Annotated in this window: 22 protein-coding genes and 1 tRNA gene; 20 read left to right on the top strand and 3 right to left on the bottom strand. The window is 69.8% G+C overall.

The window, feature by feature from the left end:
• Window position 1 precedes the first annotated feature (1 nt).
• Both fmt and AB0P18_RS06665 read left to right on the top strand, forming a co-directional pair.
• On the top strand, window positions 2-925 hold the full coding sequence (fmt, locus tag AB0P18_RS06670; protein WP_363359440.1) for a methionyl-tRNA formyltransferase: 924 nt from the start codon (window positions 2-4) through the stop codon (window positions 923-925).
• Window positions 922-2,286 (top strand): transcription antitermination factor NusB, encoded by a 1,365-nt coding sequence (locus AB0P18_RS06665; protein WP_363359439.1) that lies wholly within the window; start codon window positions 922-924, stop codon window positions 2,284-2,286. The genes fmt and AB0P18_RS06665 overlap by 4 nt, the downstream gene beginning before the upstream one ends.
• Here AB0P18_RS06665 and glsA read toward each other — a convergent pair.
• Window positions 2,264-3,469, bottom strand: coding sequence for a glutaminase A (glsA, locus tag AB0P18_RS06660; RefSeq protein ID WP_363359438.1), 1,206 nt, complete (start codon window positions 3,467-3,469; stop codon window positions 2,264-2,266). The two genes, AB0P18_RS06665 and glsA, sit on opposite strands and share 23 nt — an antisense overlap.
• 20 nt (window positions 3,470-3,489) lie before the next feature.
• On the opposite strand from glsA, the gene rpe reads away from it, so the two are divergent.
• The 16 genes from rpe to AB0P18_RS06580 all read left to right on the top strand — a co-directional run bounded on the left by rpe (window position 3,490) and on the right by AB0P18_RS06580 (window position 19,939).
• A complete protein-coding gene (gene rpe / locus AB0P18_RS06655; RefSeq protein WP_363359437.1) occupies window positions 3,490-4,215 on the top strand; it encodes a ribulose-phosphate 3-epimerase in 726 nt (241 codons plus the stop codon).
• The gene (locus AB0P18_RS06650) at window positions 4,212-4,733 is read left to right on the top strand and encodes a hypothetical protein (protein WP_363359436.1); all 522 of its coding nucleotides are present in this window, start codon (window positions 4,212-4,214) and stop codon (window positions 4,731-4,733) included. The genes rpe and AB0P18_RS06650 overlap by 4 nt, the downstream gene beginning before the upstream one ends.
• A 54-nt stretch (window positions 4,734-4,787) precedes the next feature.
• Entirely contained in the window at window positions 4,788-5,051 is a 264-nt protein-coding gene (locus tag AB0P18_RS06645; RefSeq protein ID WP_344053534.1) for a phosphoribosyl-ATP diphosphatase, read from the top strand.
• A 46-nt stretch (window positions 5,052-5,097) separates the two neighbouring features.
• Window positions 5,098-5,940 (top strand): ATP phosphoribosyltransferase, encoded by an 843-nt coding sequence (gene hisG / locus AB0P18_RS06640; protein ID WP_344053532.1) that lies wholly within the window; start codon window positions 5,098-5,100, stop codon window positions 5,938-5,940.
• Window position 5,941: 1 nt separating this feature from the next.
• A complete protein-coding gene (gene hisF, locus AB0P18_RS06635) occupies window positions 5,942-6,703 on the top strand; it encodes an imidazole glycerol phosphate synthase subunit HisF (protein WP_363359435.1) in 762 nt (253 codons plus the stop codon).
• On the top strand, window positions 6,703-7,065 hold the full coding sequence (hisI, locus tag AB0P18_RS06630; protein ID WP_363359434.1) for a phosphoribosyl-AMP cyclohydrolase: 363 nt from the start codon (window positions 6,703-6,705) through the stop codon (window positions 7,063-7,065). Before hisF ends, hisI begins: the two co-directional genes overlap by 1 nt.
• The gene (locus AB0P18_RS06625; protein WP_363359433.1) at window positions 7,062-7,691 is read left to right on the top strand and encodes a Trp biosynthesis-associated membrane protein; all 630 of its coding nucleotides are present in this window, start codon (window positions 7,062-7,064) and stop codon (window positions 7,689-7,691) included. Before hisI ends, AB0P18_RS06625 begins: the two co-directional genes overlap by 4 nt.
• A gap of 43 nt (window positions 7,692-7,734) precedes the next feature.
• Complete coding sequence (locus tag AB0P18_RS06620; RefSeq protein WP_344053524.1) at window positions 7,735-7,965, top strand: DUF6704 family protein; 231 nt, start codon at window positions 7,735-7,737, stop codon at window positions 7,963-7,965.
• 2 nt (window positions 7,966-7,967) lie between these two features.
• Window positions 7,968-8,744, top strand: coding sequence for an indole-3-glycerol phosphate synthase TrpC (gene trpC / locus AB0P18_RS06615; RefSeq protein ID WP_363359432.1), 777 nt, complete (start codon window positions 7,968-7,970; stop codon window positions 8,742-8,744).
• Window positions 8,741-10,012: a tryptophan synthase subunit beta gene (gene trpB / locus AB0P18_RS06610; protein ID WP_363359431.1), complete on the top strand. Its 1,272-nt coding sequence runs from the start codon at window positions 8,741-8,743 to the stop codon at window positions 10,010-10,012. The genes trpC and trpB overlap by 4 nt, the downstream gene beginning before the upstream one ends.
• Complete coding sequence (gene trpA / locus AB0P18_RS06605; RefSeq protein WP_344053517.1) at window positions 10,009-10,812, top strand: tryptophan synthase subunit alpha; 804 nt, start codon at window positions 10,009-10,011, stop codon at window positions 10,810-10,812. Before trpB ends, trpA begins: the two co-directional genes overlap by 4 nt.
• 9 nt (window positions 10,813-10,821) lie before the next feature.
• Entirely contained in the window at window positions 10,822-11,829 is a 1,008-nt protein-coding gene (lgt, locus tag AB0P18_RS06600) for a prolipoprotein diacylglyceryl transferase (protein ID WP_344053515.1), read from the top strand.
• Between the two features lie 158 nt (window positions 11,830-11,987).
• A complete protein-coding gene (gltB, locus tag AB0P18_RS06595) occupies window positions 11,988-16,508 on the top strand; it encodes a glutamate synthase large subunit (protein ID WP_363359534.1) in 4,521 nt (1,506 codons plus the stop codon).
• Window positions 16,501-17,967, top strand: a complete 1,467-nt coding sequence (locus tag AB0P18_RS06590) for a glutamate synthase subunit beta (RefSeq protein ID WP_363359430.1) — start codon at window positions 16,501-16,503, stop codon at window positions 17,965-17,967. The genes gltB and AB0P18_RS06590 overlap by 8 nt, the downstream gene beginning before the upstream one ends.
• 55 nt (window positions 17,968-18,022) lie before the next feature.
• Window positions 18,023-19,471 carry a pyruvate kinase gene (pyk, locus tag AB0P18_RS06585; RefSeq protein WP_363359429.1) on the top strand — a complete coding sequence of 483 codons (1,449 nt, stop codon included), beginning with the start codon at window positions 18,023-18,025 and terminating at the stop codon, window positions 19,469-19,471.
• A 75-nt stretch (window positions 19,472-19,546) separates the two neighbouring features.
• A complete protein-coding gene (locus AB0P18_RS06580; protein WP_344053510.1) occupies window positions 19,547-19,939 on the top strand; it encodes an SHOCT domain-containing protein in 393 nt (130 codons plus the stop codon).
• Window positions 19,940-19,996: 57 nt separating this feature from the next.
• Here the strand turns inward: AB0P18_RS06580 and AB0P18_RS06575 are convergent.
• Window positions 19,997-20,079, bottom strand: a tRNA-Leu gene (locus tag AB0P18_RS06575).
• A 40-nt stretch (window positions 20,080-20,119) separates the two neighbouring features.
• On the opposite strand from AB0P18_RS06575, the gene AB0P18_RS06570 reads away from it, so the two are divergent.
• Entirely contained in the window at window positions 20,120-20,740 is a 621-nt protein-coding gene (locus AB0P18_RS06570) for a response regulator (protein ID WP_344053507.1), read from the top strand.
• A 16-nt stretch (window positions 20,741-20,756) separates the two neighbouring features.
• On the opposite strand, the gene AB0P18_RS06565 is transcribed toward AB0P18_RS06570, so the two are convergent.
• Complete coding sequence (locus AB0P18_RS06565) at window positions 20,757-21,188, bottom strand: hotdog fold thioesterase (RefSeq protein WP_344053505.1); 432 nt, start codon at window positions 21,186-21,188, stop codon at window positions 20,757-20,759.
• 53 nt (window positions 21,189-21,241) lie between these two features.
• Here AB0P18_RS06565 and polA point away from each other — a divergent pair, with 53 nt between their 5' ends.
• Window positions 21,242-23,896: a DNA polymerase I gene (polA, locus tag AB0P18_RS06560; protein WP_363359428.1), complete on the top strand. Its 2,655-nt coding sequence runs from the start codon at window positions 21,242-21,244 to the stop codon at window positions 23,894-23,896.
• Window positions 23,897-23,930: the final 34 nt, after the last annotated feature.

Genomic DNA, 23,930 nt, shown 5'->3' with positions numbered 1-23,930 from the left:
CATGCGCCTCGTCTTCGCCGGCACGCCGGATGCCGCCGTGCCCGCCCTCCGCGTCCTCGCGGCATCCCCGCACGACATCGCTGCCGTCATCACGCGCACGGATGCGCCGATCGGCCGCAAGCGCGTGCTGACGCCGTCCCCGGTCGCGCGGACCGCGACCGAGCTCGGGCTCGAGGTCATCAAGACCGACCGCCTCGACGCCGGTGCGACGGCGCGGATCGCGGAGCTCGAGCCCGACCTCGGGGTGATCGTCGCCTACGGGGGCCTGGTCCGCGAACCGCTCCTCTCCACGCCCGCGCACGGGTGGATCAACCTGCACTTCTCGCTCCTGCCGCGCTGGCGGGGCGCCGCTCCGGTGCAGCGGGCGATCATGGCGGGAGACGAGGTGACCGGCGCGTCGGTCTTCCAGCTGGTCCCCGCACTCGACGCCGGCGACGTCTTCGCCGAGCGTCGATACCCGATCCCGGAGGACGCGACCGCCGGCGATGTCCTCGAGGCCCTCGCCGGCTCGGGTGCCGACCTGCTCCGCGACGTGGTGGACGCGATCGCCGCGGGAACGGCCACGGCGACCCCGCAGGCCGGTGAGCCGACGCCCGCCCCCAAGCTCGGCGACGAAGACGGACGCATCCGCTGGGACGAACCGCGCACAGCCGTGCTGGCGAGGCTGCGCGGCGTCACGCCCGAGCCGGGCGCCCACACGACGATCGAAGGAGCACGCGTGAAGGTCCTCGCCGCCCGGCCCGCGGAGGCCGACGTCGCCCTCGAGCCCGGGGCGATCACTCTGCACGCCCGCGAGGTGCTCGTCGGCACGGCGAGCGCGCCGGTCGCGCTCGACCGCGTGCAGCCGGCCGGCAAGAGCGCGATGGCGGCGGCGGACTGGTGGCGTGGACGACGAGCGGATGCCGCGACGAGGTTCGACGCGTGAGCTCGGCGAACACGTCACGGCGGGTGGCCTTCGAGACGATCCGGGCGGTGAACGAATCGGACGCGTACGCGAATCTGCTGCTGCCGAAGGCGATCGCCCGCGCCGCACTGGACACCGCCGATGCGGGTCTCGCGACGGAGCTCACGTACGGGACGCTGCGCAGGCAGGGGACCTACGACGCGGTCATCCGCATCGCCGCGGACCGGCCCGTGCAGGAGATCGATCCCGCGGTGCTCGATGCGCTGCGCCTGGGGACGCATCAGCTGCTGTCCACACGCGTGGCCTCGCACGCGGCGGTGAACGAGTCCGTCGAGCTCGCCCGCAGCGCAGGGAGCCGGGGAGCGGCGGGGTTCGCGAACGCGGTCCTGCGGCGCATCTCGCGCGACACGCCGGGGGAGTGGATGGACCGCGTGGCGGCGAGCGCCCGTTCGGACGACGAGCGTCTCGGCCTGGTGTTCTCGCACCCGGTCTGGATCGTGCGGGCCTTCCGACGAGCGCTGGCCGCCGAGGGTCGCGCGGACGAGCTCGAAGCCCTGCTGACGGCGGACAACGCCTCGCCACGCGTCACGATGGCCGCCCTTCCCGGACTCGCCGAGATCCCCGACGCCGCGCGGCGCACGCCCTACTCGCCGGTCGGCTTCCGGCTCGGCGGCGGGGATCCGGAAGGACTCGTGCGGTCCTCCGAAGGTCGTGTGCGCGTCCAGGACGAAGGATCCCAGCTCGCCGCGCTCGCGCTGGTGAACGCGCTGCCGGTCGCGGACGGCGAGCGCTGGCTCGATCTGTGCGCCGGCCCCGGAGGCAAGACGGCGCTGCTGGCAGCGGAAGCGCGCACCCGCGGCGCGGCGTTGGAGGCGAACGAAGTCTCCTCCGCGCGCGCGGGTCTCGTCCGCCAGGCGGTCGCCGGCATTCCGGAAGGCATCCCCGTCTCCGAGGAGGACGGCCGCACCCGCGCCGGGGAAGACGCGTACGACCGCATTCTGGTCGATGCTCCGTGCACCGGACTCGGTGCGCTGCGCCGGCGCCCCGAGGCGCGTTGGCGGAAGTCACCGGCGGATGTGCCCGAGCTCACGCAGCTGCAGGGCGAACTCCTCGCCGCTGCCGTCCGCGGCCTGCGCCCCGGGGGCGTCGTCGCCTATGTGACGTGCTCACCGCATCTCGCGGAGACGGCGGGAGTCGTCGCCGAGGTGCGCCGCGAATTCGACGGGACGCTCGAGGAGCTGGATGCCCGCGCGGTCGTGACGTCGCTGTCCGCGAGCGATCCGCTGCTGCCGCCGCAGAGCGACGGCTCCGGCCGCGCGCAGCTGTGGCCGCACCGTCACAACACGGACGCGATGTCGATCACGCTCCTGCGGCGTCACTGACGCGCGCAGGTTCCTCCTGCAGTCGGAAGCGCGGGGCCAGATTCTCGATCTCCGTCCGCAGCACGGTCACCGCCGCGGGATGCGACCGCGCGAGCTCGCCGACGTCGACCGTGATCAGCGTCGACTCGGGAGCCGCCGCGGCGACCTCGCGGAGCATCGAGAGCACCCGCTCCGCCCCGGCGAAACCCAGCTCGCCGCCGAGTCGCACCAGAACGCCGCCCGGGCTCTGCTCGACGCCGATGCCGGGCGCGGCGATGCTCTCGTGCGGCTCGAGCAGATGCATTCCGAATCGGTCGGAGAGGATCTCGACGATCCGGCTCGCCCGCACGCTGTTGCCGTGCGAGTCCAGGCGCGGGCTGAACGCGGCGACGCCGAACTGCGACGGCGCGACGGCGATCACCCCGCCGCTGACACCGCTCTTGGCCGGGAGGCCGACGCGCAGCATCCACTCGCCGGAGAAGTCGTACATCCCGCAGCTCGCCATGATCGAGGTCACGTCCCTGGCGACGCGCTCCGACACGACCTGGTCGCGCGTGACGGGGTTGCGGCCGCCGAAGGCGAGCGTGGCGGCCATGACGGCGAGATCGCGCACCGTCACGAGCACGGAGCACTGCCGGAAATAGGTCTCGACCGCGTCCGTGACCGACCCCTGGATGATCTCGTAGGACTTCAGCAGATGCGCGAGTGCGCGGTTGCGGTCACCCGTGGCGGACTCGCTCGCGTAAACGGCCTCGTCGATCCACAGCGAGCGTCCTGCGAACTCCGACATCATGCCCACGATGCGTCCCGTGCGCTCATCGACGTCCGCCCCCGGGATCAGTGCGGTGGTCGCGATCGCCCCGGCGTTCATCATCGGGTTGGCCGGCCTTCCGGTCCGGGCCTCCAGGCTGATCGCGTTGAACGGCTCGCCACTCGGTTCGGCTCCGACGCGCCGGAACACCTCATCGCGGCCGTGCAGCTCGAGGGCCAGGGCGAGCACGAACGGCTTGGACATCGACTGGATCGTGAACGGCGCGCTCTCGTCGCCCGCAGTGAACACCCGCCCGCGCGGCCCCACCAGCCCGAAGGCGAGCAGATCGGGGTCCGCCTCCGCCAACTCGGGGATGTAGGCGGCGGTCTCACCCGAACCGTCTGACGCCACCTCGGCCAGCACCTTCTCGAGCATCGCCGTGATGGGGTCCACGGCTCGACCATAATGGACGCGTGCACACCCCAGCCGACCGCCCCGACCTCAGCCGTGCCGTGGAGGCGGAGGTGCGCATCAACCCGAGCATCCTCGCCGCGGACTTCGTCAACATGCAGGCCGAGCTCGCGCGCATCGCCGGAGCCGACTTCGTGCACGTCGACGTGATGGACAACCACTTCGTGCCCAACCTCACGTTCGGGCCCCAGATGGTCGGGCGCATCCAGGCCACGAGCCCGGTTCCCCTGGATGTGCACCTCATGATCGACGCCCCCGAGCGGTGGGCGCCCGAATACGCCGAGCTGGGTGCCGCGTCGGTCACGTTCCACCTGGAGGCGGCGACCGAGCCTGTGGCGCTCGCCCGGCGCCTGCGGGCGATCGGCGCGCGGGCCGGCGTGGCCGTGAAGCCCGGAACGCCGGTGGAGGGGCTCTTCGACGTCCTCGACGAATTCGACCAGATCCTCGTGATGACCGTCGAACCCGGATTCGGCGGGCAGTCCTTCATGCCCGAGACGATGCCCAAACTGCGTCTGCTCGCCGAGCAGGCACGCCAGCGCGGCTCGGCGGTGTGGCTGCAGGTCGACGGCGGCATCGGCGAATCGACGATCGCCCAGGCCGCGGAGGCCGGCGCGGACACGTTCGTGGCGGGTTCCGCCGTCTTCGGCGCCGACGATCCGGATGCCGCGATCGGCGCGCTGCGCAGCTCGGCGCTGCGGCACCATCACCGCGCTGCGAGCAGATCATGACCGACGTGCCCGAGCCGCGCGGCATGCGCCACCACGCCCGCCGGCTCATGAGCACGTACACCGGCGAGCACGGCGTGTACGGACTCGTCCTGGTCACGGCGCTCATCGCGATCGGCGACGATTACGACAACGACGCCGAAGTCCTCGGCTACGTCATCGGCACGATGATCGTCTTCTGGCTCGCGCACGTGTACGCGGGGATCGTCGCGGCGGGATCCCACCCCGAGCTCGGCCCGAAGCCGTTCTCGCACCGCCTGGCGCATTCCGCGCGCCACTCGGTCGGAATGCTCGTCGCCATGCTGCCGCCGGCCTTCCTGCTGCTGCTCGGTGTCGTCGGCCTCGTGGATGAGGACGACGCGTATGCGGCGGCGCTCCTGACCGGTCTGCTCGTGCTCGGACTCATCGGCTGGACCAACGCCCGGCGCAACGGCAGGCGCTGGCCGCTGCAGATCCTCGGCGCACTGTCGACGATCAGCCTCGGCGCGCTCGTGATCCTGCTCAGCATCCTCGTGCACTGAGTCCGCACGCGCTCCCGGTGCCGACCGCACCCGGCGGTTCGCTACCCTGGGGAGGTGAAGACGTTCGACTCCCTGTTCGATGAGCTCTCCGCGAAGGCGGATGAGCGGCCCGCGGGTTCGGGCACCGTCGCGCAGCTGGACGCCGGCGTGCACGCGATCGGCAAGAAGATCGTCGAGGAGGCCGCCGAGGTGTGGATGGCGGCCGAGTACGAGTCCGCCGAGGCCGCTGCCGAGGAGATCTCGCAGCTGCTGTACCACCTGCAGGTGATGATGATCGCGAAGGGTCTGCGACTCGAGGACGTCTACCGACATCTCTGAGACCCCGCCCGTCGACCCCCACCGATCTGAAAGCCACCACGCCGTCATGCTGCGAATCGCCGTGCCGAACAAAGGGTCGCTCGCCGACACCGCCTCCGAGATGCTCCAGGAGGCCGGCTACACCGGCCGTCGGGACCCGAAGGACCTGCACGTCATCGACCCGGCCAACGAGGTCGAGTTCTTCTACCTGCGTCCGAAGGACATCGCGACCTACGTCGGATCCGGTGCACTGGATGTCGGGATCACCGGTCGGGATCTCCTCCTGGACGCGCGGATGCCGGGCGCTCGCGAGATCGAGGCGCTCGGCTTCGCGGGCTCGACGTTCCGCTTCGCGGCGCCCGCCGGGCGGTTCGCCGAGCTCACCGACCTCGAGGGCGTGCGCATCGCGACGTCGTACCCCGGCCTCGTGGACGCGTTCCTGGACCGGCACGGAGTGGCCGTGGACCTCGTGCCGCTGGACGGCGCCGTCGAGAGCGCCGTACGCCTCGGGGTGGCCGATGCGATCGCCGACGTCGTGGAGACCGGGACGACCCTCCGCCAGGCCGGCCTCGAGGTCTTCGGGCCGGCGATCCTGCAGTCCGAAGGCGTCCTGATCGCCGGGCCGACCGACGCACCCGGCACCGAGACCCTGCTGCGACGCCTCCGCGGAGTCCTCGTCGCGCGACGCTACGTCCTGATCGACTACGACCTGCCCGTGCACCTCATCGACAGCGCCGTGGCGATCGCTCCCGGCATCGAGTCGCCGACGATCTCGCCGCTGCGTGACCCGGAGTGGGTGGCCGTCCGCGTGATGAGCCCCCGCAAGGACGTCAATCAGGTCATGGACGCGCTCTACGGCATCGGCGCGCGCGCCATCCTGGTGTCGGCGATCCACAACGCGAGGCTCTGACATGGCCCTCGTGTGCCGGGTCATCCCGTGCCTGGACGTCGCGGCGGGCCGCGTGATGAAGGGCGTGAACTTCGTCAACCTGCGGGACATGGGCGACCCCGTCGAGCTCGCGCGCGAGTACTTCGCGCAAGGTGCGGACGAACTGACCTTTCTCGACGTCACCGCGACGGTCGATGAGCGTGCCACGACGTACGACGTCGTCCGGCGCACCGCCGAAGAGGTCTTCATCCCGCTCACCGTGGGCGGCGGCGTGCGCTCGACCGACGACGTGGCGCGGCTCCTCGGTGTGGGCGCCGACAAGGTCGGCGTGAACTCCGCCGCGATCGCGCGTCCGCAGCTGATCGACGAGATCGCCGATCGGTTCGGGGCGCAGGTCCTCGTGCTGTCGCTCGATGTCACACGTGCGCCCGGCACCCGTTCCGGCTTCGTCGTCACGACCCACGGCGGTCGCACGCTTACCTCGCTGGATGCCCTGGACTGGGCCCGCGAGGCGATCGAGCGCGGGGCGGGCGAACTCCTGGTGAACTCGATCGACGCCGACGGGACGAAGGCGGGCTTCGACCTCGAACTCGTCTCCCTCATGCGGGAGGTCTCCAGCGTCCCGGTGATCGCCTCCGGGGGAGCGGGACAGGCATCGGACTTCGCCCCGGCGATCGCCGCGGGGGCGGACGCGGTCCTGGCCGCGAGCGTCTTCCACTCCGGAGCGCTCACGGTGGGCGCCGTGAAGGACGCCATGCGCGAAGAAGGCATCGAGGTGCGCTGATGGGCGAGGACCTGCAGGAGCGGCTCGACCGCGTCGCGTTCAACGAAGCCGGACTCGTCGCGGCGATCGTCCAGCAGTGGGACTCCCGCGAAGTCCTCATGCTCGGCTGGATGGACCGGGAGGCGCTGCGACGGACCCTCACGAGCGGACGCGTCACGTTCTGGTCGCGTTCGCGCCAGGAGTACTGGCGCAAGGGCGACACCTCCGGCCACATCCAGATCGTCCGCGGGGCGCGTCTGGACTGCGACGGCGACGCGATCCTTCTCGAAGTGGACCAGATCGGACCGGCGTGTCACACCGGCACCCGCACGTGCTTCGACGCCGACGACCTGGATCCGGTCCCGGGCCGCGCGAACCCGTGATCCGCCGCGCCCGGCTCCTCTCGGTCCTGACCGTCCTCGCGGTCGGCGCCTTGGGCGTCATCTCCTCCACGCAGACCTGGCTCGTCGCCGTCCTCGACGACGGGTCCGGTCACGAACTGACCGTCTCCGGCGCCGCCGCGATCCCCGTCCTGGCACCCCTCAGTCTCGCCGTCCTCGCACTCGGGGGGGCGCTGTCGATCGTCGGCACGGTGCTGCGGTACGTGTTCGGCGTGCTCACGGTCGCGATCGCCGTGTTCATCGGAGTCCTCAGCGCGCCGATCGCCGTCACCCTCCCGGTGTCGGCGACCGCATCGACCGTTACCGCCGCGACGGGCATCGCAGGCCTGGATTCCGTCGACGATCTCGTCGCCCGGGTGCTCCCGACTCCGTGGCCGACGATCACCGTGGTCCTGTCCGTGGTCCTCCTCGCCGCAGGGCTCTTCGTCCTCGCCACCGCGCGCCGCTGGAACCGCACGGGGCGACGCTACGACACGGATGCCGCGGCACCGCAGCCCGGCAGCGACCGGCGCGCGGCATCCCGCCCCTTCGACGCGATCGATTCGTGGGACGACCTGTCGCGCGGGTCGGATCCGACGGAGGGTCCCGCCGCCGAGCAACCCCGCTGACCCCGCTAGACTGGGGCAGACCCGCGCTATTCCGGAGGAAACAATGAGCAACCCCATCGGCGACCCCGGCCACGGACACTCGCCCGCCGCGTGGACCGCCGTCATCATCATGCTCGCGGCGATCGCGATCGGCACGCTCGCGTACTGGTTCGACCTCGCGTGGCTCGTGTGGGCCTCGGCAGGTCTCGTGGTCGTCGGCGCACTGGTCGGATGGGGCATGGCCAAGGCCGGCTACGGCGTCGGCGGCGCGAAGTACACTCCGAAAGAGCATTGAGCATGCTCGCCGACCTCACGGCCGGCGCGGTGGAGGATGCCGAGGCACGCGCCTCGGAGCGGCCCCTGGCCGCTGTCGAGAAGGACGCCCTGTCCCGACCGCCGGCACGCGACGCCCTGCAGGTCCTCGCCCCGGCCGATCGCGTGAAGATCATCGCGGAGGTCAAGCGCGCCAGTCCGTCGCGCGGTGACCTCGCTGCGATCCCCGATCCTGCACTGCAGGCCCGGCTCTACGAGCAGGGTGGGGCATCGACGATCTCAGTGCTCACCGAGCAGCGCCGCTTCAAGGGCAGCCTCGCCGATCTCGAAGCCGTCCGCGGTGCCGTCTCGCTGCCGGTGCTGCGGAAGGACTTCATCGCCACCGAGTATCAGGTCCTCGAAGCGCGCGCTGCCGGCGCCGACCTCGTCCTGCTCATCGTGGCCGCGCTGCCGCAGGAGACCCTGGAGCGCCTGCACGCCCTCACGGTCGATCTCGGCATGACGCCGCTCGTGGAGACGCACTCGGCGGAGGAAGTGGACCGCGCGGCCGATGTCGGCGCTCGCCTGATCGGCGTGAACGCCCGCGACCTGTCCACGTTCGAGTTGGACCGTGATCTGTTCGGCCGTCTCGCGGAGCGCATCCCCGCTGGAGCGGTCAAGATCGCAGAGTCTGCGGTGCTGACCCCCGCGGACGTGACGCATTACCGCGCCGACGGGGCCGACGTGGTCCTGATCGGCGAAGCCCTCGTGACGGGGGATCCCGTCGCGACCCTGACGGCGTTCCTGGAGGCCGGAGCATGAGTCTGCGCGAAGCACCCGGACCGTACTTCGGCGAGTTCGGCGGCCGGTACATGCCCGAATCGCTCATCGCGGCGATCGACGAGCTGACGGCTGTGTACGAGGACGCGATGGCGGACCCCGCGTTCGACGCGGAGTTGCGCGGCCTGCTGCACTCGTACGCGGGTCGCCCCTCGGTGCTCACCGAAGTGCCGCGCTTCGCCGAGCACGCAGGCGGCGGACGGGTCTTCCTCAAGCGCGAAGACCTCAACCACACCGGATCCCACAAGATCAACAACGTCCTCGGGCAGGCCCTGCTGACCAAGCGCCTCGGAAAGACGCGCGTGATCGCCGAGACCGGCGCCGGGCAGCACGGGGTCGCGACCGCGACCGCCGCCGCGCTGTTCGGCTTCGAGTGCACGATCTACATGGGCGAGGTCGACACGGAGCGCCAGGCACTGAACGTCGCGCGCATGCGACTCCTCGGCGCCGAAGTCATCCCGGTCACGACCGGCTCCCGCACCCTCAAGGACGCGATCAACGAGGCGTACCGCGACTGGGTCGCGAGCGTGGAGACCACGAACTACATCTTCGGCACGGCGGCAGGACCCCACCCGTTCCCGGCGATGGTGCGCGACTTCCAGAAGATCATCGGAGAAGAGGCGCGCGCGCAGCTGCTCGACGAAGCCGGCCGCCTGCCCGATGCGGTCTTCGCCTGCGTGGGCGGCGGGTCCAACGCGATCGGGATGTTCGACGCGTTCCTGGACGACGCGGACGTCCGCCTCTACGGCGTAGAGGCCGCCGGCGACGGCGTGGACACCCCGCGGCACGCGGCTTCGATCGAACGCGGCCGGCGCGGCATCCTGCACGGCGCGAAGACGTTCGTGCTGCAGGACGAGGACGGCCAGACCGTCGAGTCGCACTCGATCTCGGCAGGGCTCGACTACCCGGGTGTCGGACCCGAGCACGCGTGGCTCGCCGACATCGGCCGCGCCGAGTACATCCCGGCGACGGACACCGAGGCGATGGAGGCGTTGCGCCTCCTCTCGCGCACAGAGGGCATCATCCCCGCGATCGAGTCCGCGCACGCGCTCGCGGGGGCGCTGCGCATCGGCCGCGAACTCGGCCCCGACGCGATCATCGCGATCAACCTCTCCGGTCGGGGGGATAAGGACATGGACACCGCCGCGCGCTGGTTCGAGCTGTACGACGCCGACACCGTCGTGGATGGCTCGCCGGTCGCCGTACCGGCCGCCGATGGGGCCGCCAAGGGCGAGGGGACCGAACTGTGAGCGCACCCTCCCGGGTCGCCGCCGCGATCGACGCCGCGCACGCCGCGGGCCGCGGCGCGTTCGTCGGCTACCTGCCGCTCGGATTCCCCGACCTGCAGACGAGCATCGACGCCGCGGTGCTGCTGGCCGAGAGCGGCGCGGACATCCTCGAGCTCGGTCCACCGTATTCCGATCCCGTGATGGACGGCACCGTGATCCAGGAGGCGACGCAGGTCGCCCTCGCCGGCGGCTTCCGCCTCCGCGACACGTTCACCGCCGTCCGCGAGATCACGAGGCGGGTCGACGTGCCGGTGCTCGTCATGACGTACTGGAACCCCGTCACCCAGTACGGCGTGGACCGCTTCGCCGACGACCTCGCCGCTGCCGGCGGGGCGGGCCTGATCACCCCGGACATCACACCGGATTCGGCGGCGGAGTGGATCGCCGCGAGCGAGCGGACGGGCCTTGACCGTGTCTTCCTCGCTGCGCCGACCTCCAGCGACGAGCGGCTGGACATGATCGTCGCCGCCTCCACGGGCTTCGTCTACACCGTCTCGACGATGGGGATCACGGGGGAGCGGACCGAATTGGATGCCGCCGCCCGTCGCCTCGTCGAACGCATGCGCGCCCGCGCCACCGGTCCGCTGCGCGCGTGCGTGGGCATCGGCATCTCGACTCCCGACCAGGTCGCCGGTGTGCTCGACTACGCGGACGGCGCGATCGTGGGCACCGCGCTCGTGCGGGCGCTGCGCGACGGCGGCCTCGACGGGCTCGGCGAGACCGCCCGAGCGCTTTCCGCGGGCACGGGCCTGCCCGCTTAGACTCGACGCATGACGTTCGTCCCCTCGAGCGCGCTCCACGGCGTGCTGGCCAGCATCCCGAGCCCTTCCGTCAGCTACATCGACCTCGGCCCGCTGCGCATCCACTTCTACGCGCTGTGCATCATCGCCGGCATCATCGCCGCGACGCTCCTGACCAACCACCGGCTCACCAAGCGCGGCGCCGAGCCCTGGGTCGTGATCGACATCTCGCTCATCGCGGTCCCGCTCGCGATCGTCGGCGCCCGCATCTTCCACGTCCTCACCCACCCCGGGTTCTACTTCGGGCCCGGAACCGACATCTGGGCGATCTTCCGCATCTGGGAGGGCGGCATCGCGATCTACGGCGCCCTGATCGGGGGCGCGATCGGCGCGTGGCTCGGGTGCCGATGGACCGGCATCCGCTTCTGGTCGTTCGCCGACGCGCTCGCGCCGGGCCTGCTCCTCGCCCAGGCGATGGGCCGCTTCGGCAACTGGTTCAACCAGGAGCTGTTCGGCCTGCCGACCGACCTGCCGTGGGGTCTGCAGATCGACCCCGACAACTCGGCGTTCCCGAAGGGACTCGCTCCGGACACGCTGTTCCACCCCACGTTCCTCTACGAAGTGATCTGGAACGGTCTCGGCGTGCTGGTCCTGCTGTGGGTCGGCCGCCGCTTCGGCCTGCAGTGGGGTCGCCTTTTCGCCGTGTACCTCATCTGGTACAGCGCCGGTCGCATCGTCTGGGAGTCGATCCGCATCGACCCCAGCGAGATCATCCTGGGGCTGCGCAGCAATGTGTGGGCGGCGATCTTCGGCGTCGTGATCGGCGTGATCATCTTCTTCGTCCAGAAGCGGCGCCACCCGGGCCGCGAACCCTCCCCGTACGTGCCGGGCCGCGAATGGTCCCCCGCAGGCACGGTACAATCGCAGGAATCCGGCGACTACGTCGACGTCAGCGAACCTCAGACGATCGAAGTCACCTCGGGAACCGCCCCGGGCCAGGCCACAAGCCCGGCTGAAAGCACACCCGCCGCGAAGTAGTCCACTCTTTCGGTGGCTCTTCAGCTTCCGCAGTTCAGGGCCGACGTCGTCCCGTTGTGAGCATCAATGTGAGGACGGTTGGCATGGCTTCGAGCCCTGGTCTTCCCACGCACGGTCCGGACGCGCACGCGTTCGGCGCGCTTCCGCCCCGACAGGGCATGTACAACCCCGCGTTCGAGAAGGACGCGTGCGGTCTGGCGATGGTTGCCACGCTCCGCGGCGAGGCGGGGCACGACATCATCGATCTGGCGCTCACGGCGCTCCGCAACCTCGAGCACCGCGGCGCGATCGGCTCCGACGCCGGCACGGGCGACGGTGCGGGGATCCTCACCCAGATGCCCGACGCATTCCTGCGCGCGGTGACCGGCTTCGACCTGCCACCCGTGGGGGAGTACGCCGCCGGCATGATCTTCCTGCCGCGCGACGACGACAAGCGCGCGGCCGAAAAGGCAGGGATCGAGAAGATCGCCGCGAGCGAGAACCTGCAGATCCTCGGGTGGCGTGACGTGCCGACCGCGGAGGAGAACCTCGGCAAGCTGGCGTACGACGCGCGCCCCGTCTTCGAGCAGCTGTTCGTCTCGCGGCCCGCCGTCGGCGACGCGCCCGCTCTGTCGGGCATCGAACTGGACCGCCGCGCGTTCCGGCTGCGCAAGCGCGCCCGCACCGAGCTCGGTGCGTACTTCGTCTCGCTGTCCTCACGCACGCTCGGCTACAAGGGCATGGTCACGACCCTCCAGCTCGAGCCGTTCTACCCCGATCTGCAGGACGAGCGCTTCGCCTCGGAGCTCGCCGTCGTGCACTCGCGCTACTCCACGAACACGTTCCCGTCCTGGCCGCTCGCGCAGCCGCTGCGGATGCTGGCCCACAACGGCGAGATCAACACCGTCAACGGGAACCGCAACTGGATGCGGGCGCGTCAGTCGCAGCTGGAGTCGGAGCTCCTGGGCGACATCGAGCCTCTCCTGCCGATCTGCACGGAGGGCGCGAGCGACTCGGCATCGTTCGACGAGGTCCTGGAACTGCTGACCCTCACGGGTCGGAGCCTGCCGCACGCGATCATGATGATGGTGCCCGAGGCGTACGAGAAGCAGGCGGACATCGATCCGCAGCTGCGTGCGTTCTACGAGTTCCACTCCATGCAGATGGAGCCGTGGGACGGCCCCGCCGCGCTCATCTTCACGGACGGCACGCTCGTCGGCGCGACGCTGGACCGCAACGGGCTGCGCCCGGGCCGCTGGACGGAGACGACCGACGGACTCGTCGTGATCGGCAGCGAGACCGGCGTCCTCGATTTCGCGCCCGAACGCATCAAGCGCCGCGGGCGCCTGCGGCCCGGCCGGATGTTCCTGGTCGACACCGCGCAGCGCCGCATCGTCGAGGACGAGGAGATCAAGGCCGAGCTCGCCGCGCTCGAGCCGTGGCAGGAATGGCTGGACGCCGGCCGCGTGCGCCTGGCCGACCTGCCGGAGCGCGAGCACATCGTGCACCCGATCGCCTCGATCACCCGGCGTCAGCGCACGTTCGGGTACACCGAGGAGGAAGTGCGTATCCTGCTGACCCCGATGGGGCAGAACGGCGCCGAGCCGCTCGGCGCAATGGGCTCGGACACGCCGGTCGCCGTTCTCAGCGAGCGTCCGCGCCTGCTGTTCGACTACTTCACGCAGCAGTTCGCGCAGGTCACGAACCCGCCGCTGGATTCCATCCGCGAAGAAGTCGTCACCTCCCTCGCCCTCGGTCTCGGGCCGGAGCGCAATCTCCTCACCTGGGGCGCCGACCACGCGCGTTCGGTGACGCTGGACTTCCCCGTGATCGACAACGATGAGCTCGCGAAGATCCAGCACATCGACACCGCGCTCTCGGGTCGCTCCTCCGTGACGATCCGCGGCCTGTACCGCGTCGAGGCCGGCCACAAGGGCATGCAGAAGCGCATCGCGCAGATGTGCGCCGAGGTTGACGAGGCGATCGAGGACGGCGCGGAGTTCATCGTCCTCAGCGACCGCGACTCGAACAAGGACCTCGCGCCCATCCCGTCGCTGCTCATGCTCGCCGCCGTCCACCACCACCTCATCCGCAAGCAGACGCGCATGAAGTGCGGACTGGTCGTGGAGGCCGGCGACGTCCGCGAGGTTCACCACGTCGCGACCCTCATCGGCTACGGCGCGTCCGCAGTGAACCCGTACCTGGCGATGGAGACGGTGGAGTACCTGGTCCGCGCCGGCTACATCACCGGGATCACCCCGCAGAAGGCCGTCAAGAACCTCATCTACGCCCTCGGCAAGGGCGTGCTGAAGATCATGTCGAAGATGGGCATCTCCACCGTGTCCTCCTATGCAGGTGCCCAGGTCTTCGAAGCCGTGGGTCTCTCGCAGGAGTTCGTCGACGCGTACTTCACCGGCACAGAGACGAAGCTCGGCGGGGTCTCCCTCGACGTGATCGCGGCCGAGAACGCCGCCCGGCACGCGTACGCGTATCCGGAGGACGCCGCCGTGCGTGCGCACGAGCGGCTGTGGACCGGTGGCGAGTACCAGTGGCGACGGGACGGTTCGCCGCACCTGTTCAATCCCGACACGGTCTTCCGTCTGCAGCACGCGACCCGCACGCGGCGCTACGACATCTTCCGCGAGTACACCAAGCTCGTGGACGACCAGGCGTCCGAACTCAAGACGCTGCGCGGCCTCTTCGCGCTGCGCACGGGCGTGCGCACCCCCGTCCCGCTCGACGAGGTCGAGCCGGTGTCCTCGATCGTGAAGCGCTTCTCCACCGGGGCGATGAGCTACGGCTCGATCTCGAAAGAGGCCCACGAGACGCTGGCGATCGCGATGAACCGCATCGGCGCGAAGTCCAACACGGGGGAGGGCGGTGAGGACGTCGACCGGCTCCTGGACCCCGAGCGCCGCAGCGCGATCAAGCAGGTCGCTTCCGGTCGCTTCGGCGTCACGAGCCTGTACCTCACCGAGGCCGACGACATCCAGATCAAGCTCGCGCAGGGCGCCAAACCCGGCGAGGGAGGTCAGCTGCCGCCGACGAAGGTGTACCCGTGGGTCGCCCGGACGCGGCACGCCACGGCGGGCGTGGGACTCATCTCGCCGCCGCCGCACCACGACATCTACTCGATCGAGGACCTCAAGCAGCTGATCTTCGACCTGAAGCGGGCGAACCCCGGCGCGCGTGTGCACGTCAAGCTCGTGAGCCAGTCCGGGATCGGCGCCGTCGCGGCGGGTACGGCCAAGGCCCTCGCCGATGTGATCCTCGTCTCGGGGCACGACGGCGGCACGGGCGCGAGCCCGCTGAACTCGCTGAAGCATGCGGGCACGCCGTGGGAGCTCGGCCTGGCCGAGACCCAGCAGACCCTCATGCTGAACGGGATGCGGGATCGCGTCGTCGTCCAGGTCGACGGCCAGCTGAAGACCGGTCGCGACGTCGTGATCGGCGCGCTCCTGGGAGCGGAGGAGTTCGGTTTCGCGACCGCCCCGCTCGTGGTCTCCGGCTGCATCATGATGCGCGTGTGCCACCTGGACACGTGTCCCGTGGGCGTCGCCACCCAGAACCCGGTTCTGCGCGAGCGCTTCAACGGAAAGCCCGAGTTCGTCGTGAACTTCATGGAGTTCATCGCCGAAGAAGTGCGCGAGTATCTGGCCGAGCTCGGTTTCCGGTCCCTCGACGAGGCGATCGGACACCACGAGCTCCTCGACATCAACGGCGCGGTGGAGCACTGGAAGGCGAGTGGACTCGACCTCGCGCCGATCCTCACCGGACCCGCTTTCGGCGACGACCAGGCGCGGCGCAACACGCGCGCGCAGGAGCACGAGCTCGAGGAGCACTTCGACGTGCCGCTCATCGAGGCGGCGCGCGATGTGATCGCCCACAACGGCACGATGTCCTTCGACCTGCCGATCCGCAACACCGAGCGGGCGGTGGGCACGATGCTCGGACACCACGTCACCCGCGTACACGGCGAGAACGGGATGCCGGCGGGGTCGATCGTGGTCAACCTCACCGGGTCCGCCGGCCAGTCCTTCGGCGCGTTCATGCCCGCTGGGATCACCCTGCGCCTGGAAGGCGATTCGAACGACTACGTCGGCAAGGGCCTGTCCGGTGGGCAGATCGTCGTCCGACCGCCGCGGGACGCGACCTTCGATGCGTCTCAGAACGTGATCGCCGGAAACGTGATCGGCTACGGCGCGACGCAGGGGACGATGTTCCTGCGCGGAGTCGTGGGGGAGCGCTTCTTCGTGCGCAACTCCGGTGCGACCGCGGTCGTCGAAGGCGTCGGCGATCACGCCCTGGAGTACATGACGGGCGGTCTGGCCGTGATCCTCGGGGCGACGGGGCGCAACCTCGGCGCCGGCATGTCCGGCGGCACCGCCTACGTGTACAAGCTCGACCCGCAGCTGGTCAACCGCGAGGCGCTCGCGTCGGGCGAGCTGGAGCTCGGGCCGCTCGGCGCCGGCGACGCGGAGATCCTCCGCGACCTGCTCGAGCAGCACCGGACCGAGACCGACTCGACGCTGGCCGCGCGCCTGCTCGAGGACTTCGACGACGAGCTCGAGAACTTCGTGCGCGTCCTGCCGCGCGACTACGCGGCCGTTCTGCAGACCCGCCAGGAGGCGCTGGCCGAGGGGCTGGACCCCGACGGCGACGTCGTCTGGACCCGCATCCTGGAGGTGACCGGTGGCTGACCCCAAGGGCTTTCTGAAGGTGACGGACCGCGAGCTGCCGCCCCGTCGTCCCGTTCCCGTCCGCATCATGGACTGGAAAGAGGTGTACGAGCCGGGCGATTCCGCCGTGCTGCGGCGCCAGGCCGGCCGCTGCATGGACTGCGGCATCCCGTTCTGCCACAAGGGGTGTCCGCTGGGCAACCTCATCCCCGAGTGGAACGACCTGACGTGGCGCGGCGAGGGTCGCTCCGCGATCGAGCGACTGCACGCGACGAACAACTTCCCGGAGTTCACCGGGCGCCTGTGCCCCGCGCCCTGCGAGAGCTCGTGCGTGCTCGGGATCAACCAGCCGGCGGTCACGATCAAGCAGATCGAGGTCTCGATCATCGACGAGGCCTTCGCGAACGGCTGGGTCGAGCCCGAGCCGCCGGGACGCCTCACCGGCAAGACCGTCGCGGTCGTCGGCTCGGGTCCCGCGGGACTCGCCGCCGCCCAGCAGCTCACGCGCGCGGGTCACACCGTCGCCGTCTTCGAGCGGGACGATCGCATCGGCGGACTCCTCCGGTACGGCATCCCGGACTTCAAGATGGAGAAGCGCCACCTCGAGTCGCGCCTGCGTCAGATGCAGGACGAAGGCACCCGCTTCCGCGCGGGGGTCGAGATCGGCAAGGACATCTCCTGGAGCGACCTGCGCGCCCGGTACGACGCTGTCGTCGTCGCGACCGGTGCGACCGTGCCGCGGGAGCTCCCGATCCCCGGCCGGGATCTCGACGGCGTGCACTTCGCGATGGAGTACCTCGTGGAGTCGAACAAGGCCACGGCGGGCGACGCGGTGCCGAGTCAGATCACCGCCGAGGGCAAGCACGTCGTCGTGATCGGCGGCGGCGACACCGGTGCGGACTGCATCGGGACCGCGCATCGCCACGGCGCCCTGAGCGTGACGAACCTGGCGATCGGAAAGCAGCCTCCCGGCACCCGCCCCGACAACCAGCCGTGGCCGATGGCCCCGCTGCTGTTCGAAGTGAGCTCCGCCCACGAAGAGGGCGGCGAGCGCGCATACCTGGCCTCGACCGTCGAGTTCCTCGGCAACGACGCGGGCGAGGTGCGCGCCCTGCGTGTGGCCGAGACCGAGTTCGTCGACGGACGCCGCGTCCCCAAGAGCGGGACCGAGCGCGAGATCCCGGCCGACCTCGTGCTGATCGCGATGGGCTTCACCGGTCCCGAGCGCGCGCACCTCGAGGACCAGCTGAGTGCGCAGTTCACGTCGCGCGGGAATCTCGAGCGCGCGGAGGACTACCAGACGACCACGCCCGGCGTGTTCGTCGCCGGCGACGCCGGTCGCGGTCAGTCGCTCATCGTCTGGGCGATCGCGGAGGGCCGCGCGGCCGCCGCGCACGTGGACCGCTACCTGATGGGCGAGACGGCGCTGCCCGCGCCCGTCGCGCCCACCGATGTCGCGATCGGTCTGCAGCCCGCGTAGGCTGGCCGCGGCTCCTCTGCCAAGAAATCCCGACCCCTCACGGAGTACACACACGATGAGACGTGCCAAGATCGTCGCCACGCTGGGACCCGCCACCTCGACTTATGAGCAGGTCCGCGCGATCATCGAGGCGGGTGTCGACGTCGCCCGGATGAACCTGAGCCACGGCGACTACACCGTCCACGAAGCCAACTTCGCCAACGTCCGCAAGGCCGCAGACGACGCCGGTCGTCCGGTCGCGGTCCTCGTGGACCTGCAGGGTCCGAAGATCCGCCTCGGCAAGTTCGCCGACGGCCCGCACGACCTCGCCGTCGGGGACATCTTCAAGATCACCACGGAGGACATCGCCGGAACGAAGGAGATCGTCTCGACGACCTTCAAGGGCCTGCCCGCCGACGTGAAGGCCGGAGACTTCCTCCTGATCGACGACGGCAAGGTCCGCGTCCAGGTCACCGAGGTCGAGGGCCCCGTCGTCACGACGAAGGTCATCGTCGCCGGCGCCGTCTCGAACAACAAGGGCATCAACCTGCCCGGCGTCGCCGTGAACGTCCCGGCGCTGTCCGAGAAGGACGAGGCGGATCTCCGCTGGGGCCTGCGCATCGGCGCCGACCTGATCGCCCTGTCGTTCGTGCGCAGCGCGAAGGACGTCCAGCGCGTGCACGTCATCATGGCCGAAGAGGGCCGCCACGTCCCGGTGATCGCGAAGATCGAGAAGCCGCAGGCCGTGGAGAACCTCGAGGAGATCATCGACGCGTTCGACGGCATCATGGTCGCCCGCGGCGACCTCGGCGTCGAGCTGCCGTTGGAGGCCGTGCCGATCGTGCAGAAGCGCGCGGTCGAGCTCTGCCGCCGCATGGCCAAGCCCGTGATCGTCGCGACGCAGATGCTCGAGTCGATGATCGAGAACCCCGTGCCCACGCGCGCCGAGACGAGCGACGTCGCCAACGCGGTGCTCGACGGCGCGGACGCGGTCATGCTGTCCGGCGAGACGAGCGTCGGCAAGTACCCCGTCGTTGTCGTGGAGACCATGGCCCGCATCATCGCCTCCACCGAGGACCACGGCCTCGAGCGCATCGCTCCGCTGACCACGAAGCCCCGCACGCAGGGTGGCGCGATCACGCTGGCGGCCATGGAGGTCGCGGACTTCGTCGAGGCGAAGTATCTGTGCATCTTCACGGAGTCCGGCGACACCGCCCGCCGCATGTCGCGTCTGCGTCCGCGGATCCCCATGATCGGCTTCGCGACGGAGCCGGCGATCCGTCGCCGGATGGCCCTCACGTGGGGCGTGCAGTCCGCGCTCGTGGAGCACGTCGCGCACACCGACCGGATGTTCATCCAGGTCGATGACTTCTTCCTCAGCAACGACCTGGCCAAAGTCGGCGACAAGGTCGTGGTGATCTCCGGTTCCCCTCCCGGAATCGTGGGCTCCACGAACGACATCCGCATCCACAAGATCGGCGACGCCGTGCACGGCAAGGCCCCGATCTACCAGTCCAAGGACTGACGCTCCGCGGTATCGCACGAATGGTCGCGCTCGCTATGCTGAGCGCGACCATTCGCGTCTGACGGGGGATTTCACATGATCGGCTTCGGCGATCTCTTCTGGTTCCTGCTGTGGATCTTCTACTTCACGGCCTACATCTTCATGGTGTTCCTGATCATCATGGATCTGTTCCGCGACCACGCGTTGAACGGCTGGGCGAAGGCCGCGTGGATCATCGCGCTCATCTTCCTGCCCTTCCTCACCGCCCTCGTCTACGTCATCGCGCGAGGGCGCGGCATGGCCGAGCGCAATGCGGCGGCCCGTGGCGGCGGCGTGCCCGAAACGGACGACTATCGGCCGTCTGCGTCCGCGACGCCCGCGGCGGACATCGCTCAGGCGAAGGCGCTGCTGGATGCCGGCACGATCAGCCAGGGCGAGTACGAAGCGCTCAAGAGCAAGGCTCTCGGGAACCAGTACTTCGGCGCCTGACCCGTCCCAAAGACGGGTCGAGGGCCGATCCCGTGCGGGATCGGCCCTCTTTTCGCGTACCGGTGGTGGGACTCGAACCCACATGCCCTTTCGGACAAAGCATTTTGAGTGCTCCGCGTCTGCCATTCCGCCACACCGGCCCGGAGACTTCCGCGATTGACCATACCGTAGGATTCATTTGTGACAGAGCAAGAGCAGTCCAGCGCAAGCACGGCCCCCACGCCGCGACGAGTCGTCGTCGCGGAGGACGAGTCGCTCATCCGTCTCGACATCGTCGAGATCCTCCGGGACAACGGATTCGACGTCGTCGGCGAGGCCGGCGACGGCGAGACCGCGGTCCAGCTGGCCACGGAGCTGCGACCCGACCTGGTCATCATGGACGTGAAGATGCCGCAGCTGGACGGCATCTCCGCCGCCGAGAAGCTCAGCAAGAACCACATCGCCCCCGTCGTCCTGCTCACCGCCTTCAGCCAGAAGGAGCTCGTCGAGCGGGCGAGCGAGGCCGGTGCGCTCGCGTACGTCGTGAAGCCGTTCACCCCCAACGACCTGCTGCCGGCGATCGAGATCGCCCTCGCGCGCTACGAGCAGATCATCACGCTCGAGGCCGAGGTCGCCGACATGGTCGAGCGCTTCGAGACCCGCAAGCTCGTCGACCGCGCGAAGGGCCTCCTCAACGAGAAGATGGGGCTCAGCGAGCCCGAGGCCTTCCGCTGGATCCAGAAGGCCTCCATGGACCGCCGGCTGACGATGCAGGACGTCGCAAAGGCGATCATCGAGCAGCTCGCCCCCAAGAAGGCGTAGCGACCTCCACCGCGGCTCAGTCCCGCGGCAGGTCCTTGATCATGTTCGTGATCCGGATCGTCGACAGGCGCCTGCCCTGCTCGTCGGAGACCGCGATCTCGTGCACGGTCATGCTGCGGCCCAGATGAACGGGCGTGCACACGCCCGTCACGACCCCCGAGGTCGCCGAGCGCGTGTGCGTGGCGTTGATGTCGATGCCCACGGCGAGGCGCCCTGGTCCCGCGTGGAGGTTCGCCGCCATCGACCCGAGCGACTCGCCGAGCACGACGTACGCGCCGCCGTGCATCAGCCCGACCGGCTGGGTGTTGCCTTCGACGGGCATCGTGGCGACGGCACGGTCGACGGAGAACTCCACGAACTCCATGCCCATCTTCTCGGCGAGGGCGCCCATTCCGCGGCGTGCGGCCCAGACCAGTCCGTTCTCGTCGGTGGGGGCGGTGTCGGTCATCGTCAGCCTTCGTCGTCGGGAGCGGCGTCCGGACCCCTCACTAAACTTGCAGGGTGACGGACTCCGCAAAGCCTACCCTTCTCGTCGTGGACGGCCATTCGCTGGCATACCGGGCATTCTTCGCCCTCCCGGTCGAGAATTTCTCGACGAAGGACGGGCAGCACACGAACGGCATCTACGGGTTCCTGTCGATGCTGATCAACCTGATCAAGGCCGAGAAGCCGACGCACCTCGCCGTCGCGTTCGACACGTCCCGGCAGTCGTTCCGTACCCGCGAGTACACCGAGTACAAAGCCAACAGGTCCGAGTCACCGAGTGAGTTCAAGGGTCAGATCCCTCTGCTCCAGGAGTGCCTGGCGGCGATGAGCATCACCGTGCTCGCCAAAGAGGACTTCGAGGCCGATGACATCCTCGCGACCCTCGCGACCCAGGGCGCCGAGCAGGGCTACGACGTGCTCGTCTGCTCCGGCGACCGCGACACGATCCAGCTCGTGAACGACGACATCACGCTGCTCTACCCGAACGTGCAGGGGGTGTCCCAGCTCAAGCGTTACGACACCGCGGCGGTGATCGAGCGCTACGGCGTGCGCCCCGAGCAGTACCCGGACATCGCGGCGCTCGTCGGCGAGACCAGCGACAACCTGCCCGGCGTGCCGAAGGTGGGCGAGAAGACGGCGGTGAAGTGGATCACGCAGTACGGCTCGCTCGATGACCTGCTCGCGAACGCCGATAAGGTCACCGGCGTGGTCGGCAACAATCTCCGCGAGCACATCGACGCCGTCCGCCGCAACCGGACGCTGAACCGGCTGCTGCGCGACGTCGAGCTGCCCGTCACGATCGCCGACCTCGAGGTGCAGCCGATGGACGCACAGGGCGTCCGCGACATCTTCGCGCGGCTCGAGTTCAAGACGCTCATTCCGCGCGTCGCCGAACTCGCCGGCATCGAGCAGCAGATGGCCTCGCTGTCCGCGGCCGCCGCGGTCGCCGCTCCCGTGCCGCTCGAGCCGTCACCGGGCGATCTGGCGACGTGGCTCGCAGCGGCGACCGGCGAGGTGGGCGTCACCGTTCTCGTCGAGGGCGCGCTGCCGGTCCGCGTCGGTTTCGCCGTGCGCGGCGGGAAAGGCGCGGATGCCGTCGCCGAAGCGACCTGGAGCAGCGAGGTGGCGGCATCCATCGGTCCGTGGCTCGCCTCGGACGCGCCGAAGGTCTTCAGCGACGCGAAGCCGCAGCTGAAAGCTCTGCGCCGTGCCGGATTCGCGCTCGGCGGGCTCGTCTTCGACACGATCGTGGCCGGGTGGCTGCTGCGGCCCAGCTTCCCCGACAAGACGCTCGCGCACCTCGTGGACCGGTGCCTCGATGAGAAGCTCCCCGAGGCCGACCCGACCCAGCTCGTCCCCGAGACCGAGGGTGCCACACCGGGACAGCTCTCCTGGTACACGCTGCGGGTCGCGGAGGCGTTGCGCGGCGAGCTCGCCGAGAGCGTTGCCGCCGTGCTCACCGACATCGAACTGCCGACGCTGCGGACGCTCGCCGACATGGAGCTCGCCGGCGTCTCGGTCTCGCACGCCAAGCTGTCGGAGTTCTCCGCAGAGCTCGGCAGCCGCGCGGATGCGATCGCGCAGGACGCGTACGCGGCAATCGGACGCGAAGTGAATCTGGGGTCGCCGAAGCAGCTGCAGGAGGTTCTGTTCGATCAGCTCGACCTGCCGAAGACGCGCAAGACGAAGACGGGGTACTCGACGGATGCCGCGGTCCTGGCCGATCTGCAGGACTCCCACCCGCACCCTTTCCTCGACTTGCTGCTGCAGCACCGCGAGGCGACGAAGCTGCGGCAGATCATCGAGTCGCTCGACACCGCGATCGCTCCCGACGGGCGAATCCGCACGACGTACGTGCAGACCGGAAGCCAGACCGGCCGCCTGTCCAGCACCGACCCGAATCTGCAGAACATCCCCGTCCGCACCGACGAGAGCCGTCGTATCCGCGCCGCATTCGAAGTCGGCGAGGGCTATGAGACGCTGCTGACCGCGGACTACTCGCAGATCGAGATGCGCATCATGGCGCATCTGTCCGAGGACCCGGGACTGATCGAGGCGTTCAACTCGGGCGAGGACCTGCACCGCTTCGTCGGCGCGCGGGTGTTCGGGGTCGAGCCGGCCGACGTCACCGCGCCGATGCGGACGAAAGTCAAGGCGATGTCGTACGGCCTGGTCTACGGCCTGTCCGCGTTCGGCCTGTCCAAGCAGCTGCGTATCGAGCAGTCCGAGGCGAAGCAGCTCATGATGGAGTACTTCCACCGGTTCGGGGCGGTCCGCGACTATCTGCGGTCTTCGGTGGAGCAGGCCCGGATCGACGGCTATACCGAGACGATCTTCGGAAGGCGGCGCCCGTTCCCGGACCTCGCGAGCCCGAACCGCGTGTTGCGGGAGAACGCCGAGCGGGCGGCTCTGAACGCTCCCATCCAGGGCAGCGCCGCCGACATCATGAAGATCGCGCTGTTCCACATCCACGACGACTTCGCCGCCGCGCAGCTGCACTCCCGGGTGCTCATGCAGATCCACGACGAACTCGTCGTCGAGGTGGCCGCGGGGGAGTGGGATGCCGCGGAGCAGATCGTCCGCACGCGGATGGGTGATGCCGCCGACCTGGCTGTGCCGCTGGACGTGCAGATCGGGCGGGGCCGCGACTGGAACGAAGCCGCGCACTGACCGTGTTGGCGGCGCCGGAGTCGTTGCCTAGGCT

It is taken from the genome of Microbacterium sp. NPDC064584, from assembly GCF_040687315.1.
Taxonomy (GTDB): domain Bacteria; phylum Actinomycetota; class Actinomycetes; order Actinomycetales; family Microbacteriaceae; genus Microbacterium; species Microbacterium lacus.
This window is presented reverse-complemented; position numbering and strand designations above follow the sequence as displayed.

What these genes read in the sequence shown, in the direction of transcription:
- lgt (WP_344053515.1), top strand. Translation starts at nt 10,822, where the DNA reads ATGACGTTCGTCCCCTCGAGCGCGCTCCACGGCGTGCTGGCCAGCATC.
- hisG (WP_344053532.1), top strand. Translation starts at nt 5,098, where the DNA reads ATGCTGCGAATCGCCGTGCCGAACAAAGGGTCGCTCGCCGACACCGCC.
- gltB (WP_363359534.1), top strand. Translation starts at nt 11,988, where the DNA reads ATGTACAACCCCGCGTTCGAGAAGGACGCGTGCGGTCTGGCGATGGTT.
- pyk (WP_363359429.1), top strand. Translation starts at nt 18,023, where the DNA reads ATGAGACGTGCCAAGATCGTCGCCACGCTGGGACCCGCCACCTCGACT.
- trpB (WP_363359431.1), top strand. Translation starts at nt 8,741, where the DNA reads ATGAGTCTGCGCGAAGCACCCGGACCGTACTTCGGCGAGTTCGGCGGC.
- AB0P18_RS06620 (WP_344053524.1), top strand. Translation starts at nt 7,735, where the DNA reads ATGAGCAACCCCATCGGCGACCCCGGCCACGGACACTCGCCCGCCGCG.
- hisI (WP_363359434.1), top strand. Translation starts at nt 6,703, where the DNA reads ATGGGCGAGGACCTGCAGGAGCGGCTCGACCGCGTCGCGTTCAACGAA.
- hisF (WP_363359435.1), top strand. Translation starts at nt 5,942, where the DNA reads ATGGCCCTCGTGTGCCGGGTCATCCCGTGCCTGGACGTCGCGGCGGGC.
- AB0P18_RS06580 (WP_344053510.1), top strand. Translation starts at nt 19,547, where the DNA reads ATGATCGGCTTCGGCGATCTCTTCTGGTTCCTGCTGTGGATCTTCTAC.
- AB0P18_RS06650 (WP_363359436.1), top strand. Translation starts at nt 4,212, where the DNA reads ATGACCGACGTGCCCGAGCCGCGCGGCATGCGCCACCACGCCCGCCGG.
- fmt (WP_363359440.1), top strand. Translation starts at nt 2, where the DNA reads ATGCGCCTCGTCTTCGCCGGCACGCCGGATGCCGCCGTGCCCGCCCTC.
- trpC (WP_363359432.1), top strand. Translation starts at nt 7,968, where the DNA reads ATGCTCGCCGACCTCACGGCCGGCGCGGTGGAGGATGCCGAGGCACGC.
- AB0P18_RS06565 (WP_344053505.1), bottom strand. Translation starts at nt 21,188, where the DNA reads ATGACCGACACCGCCCCCACCGACGAGAACGGACTGGTCTGGGCCGCA.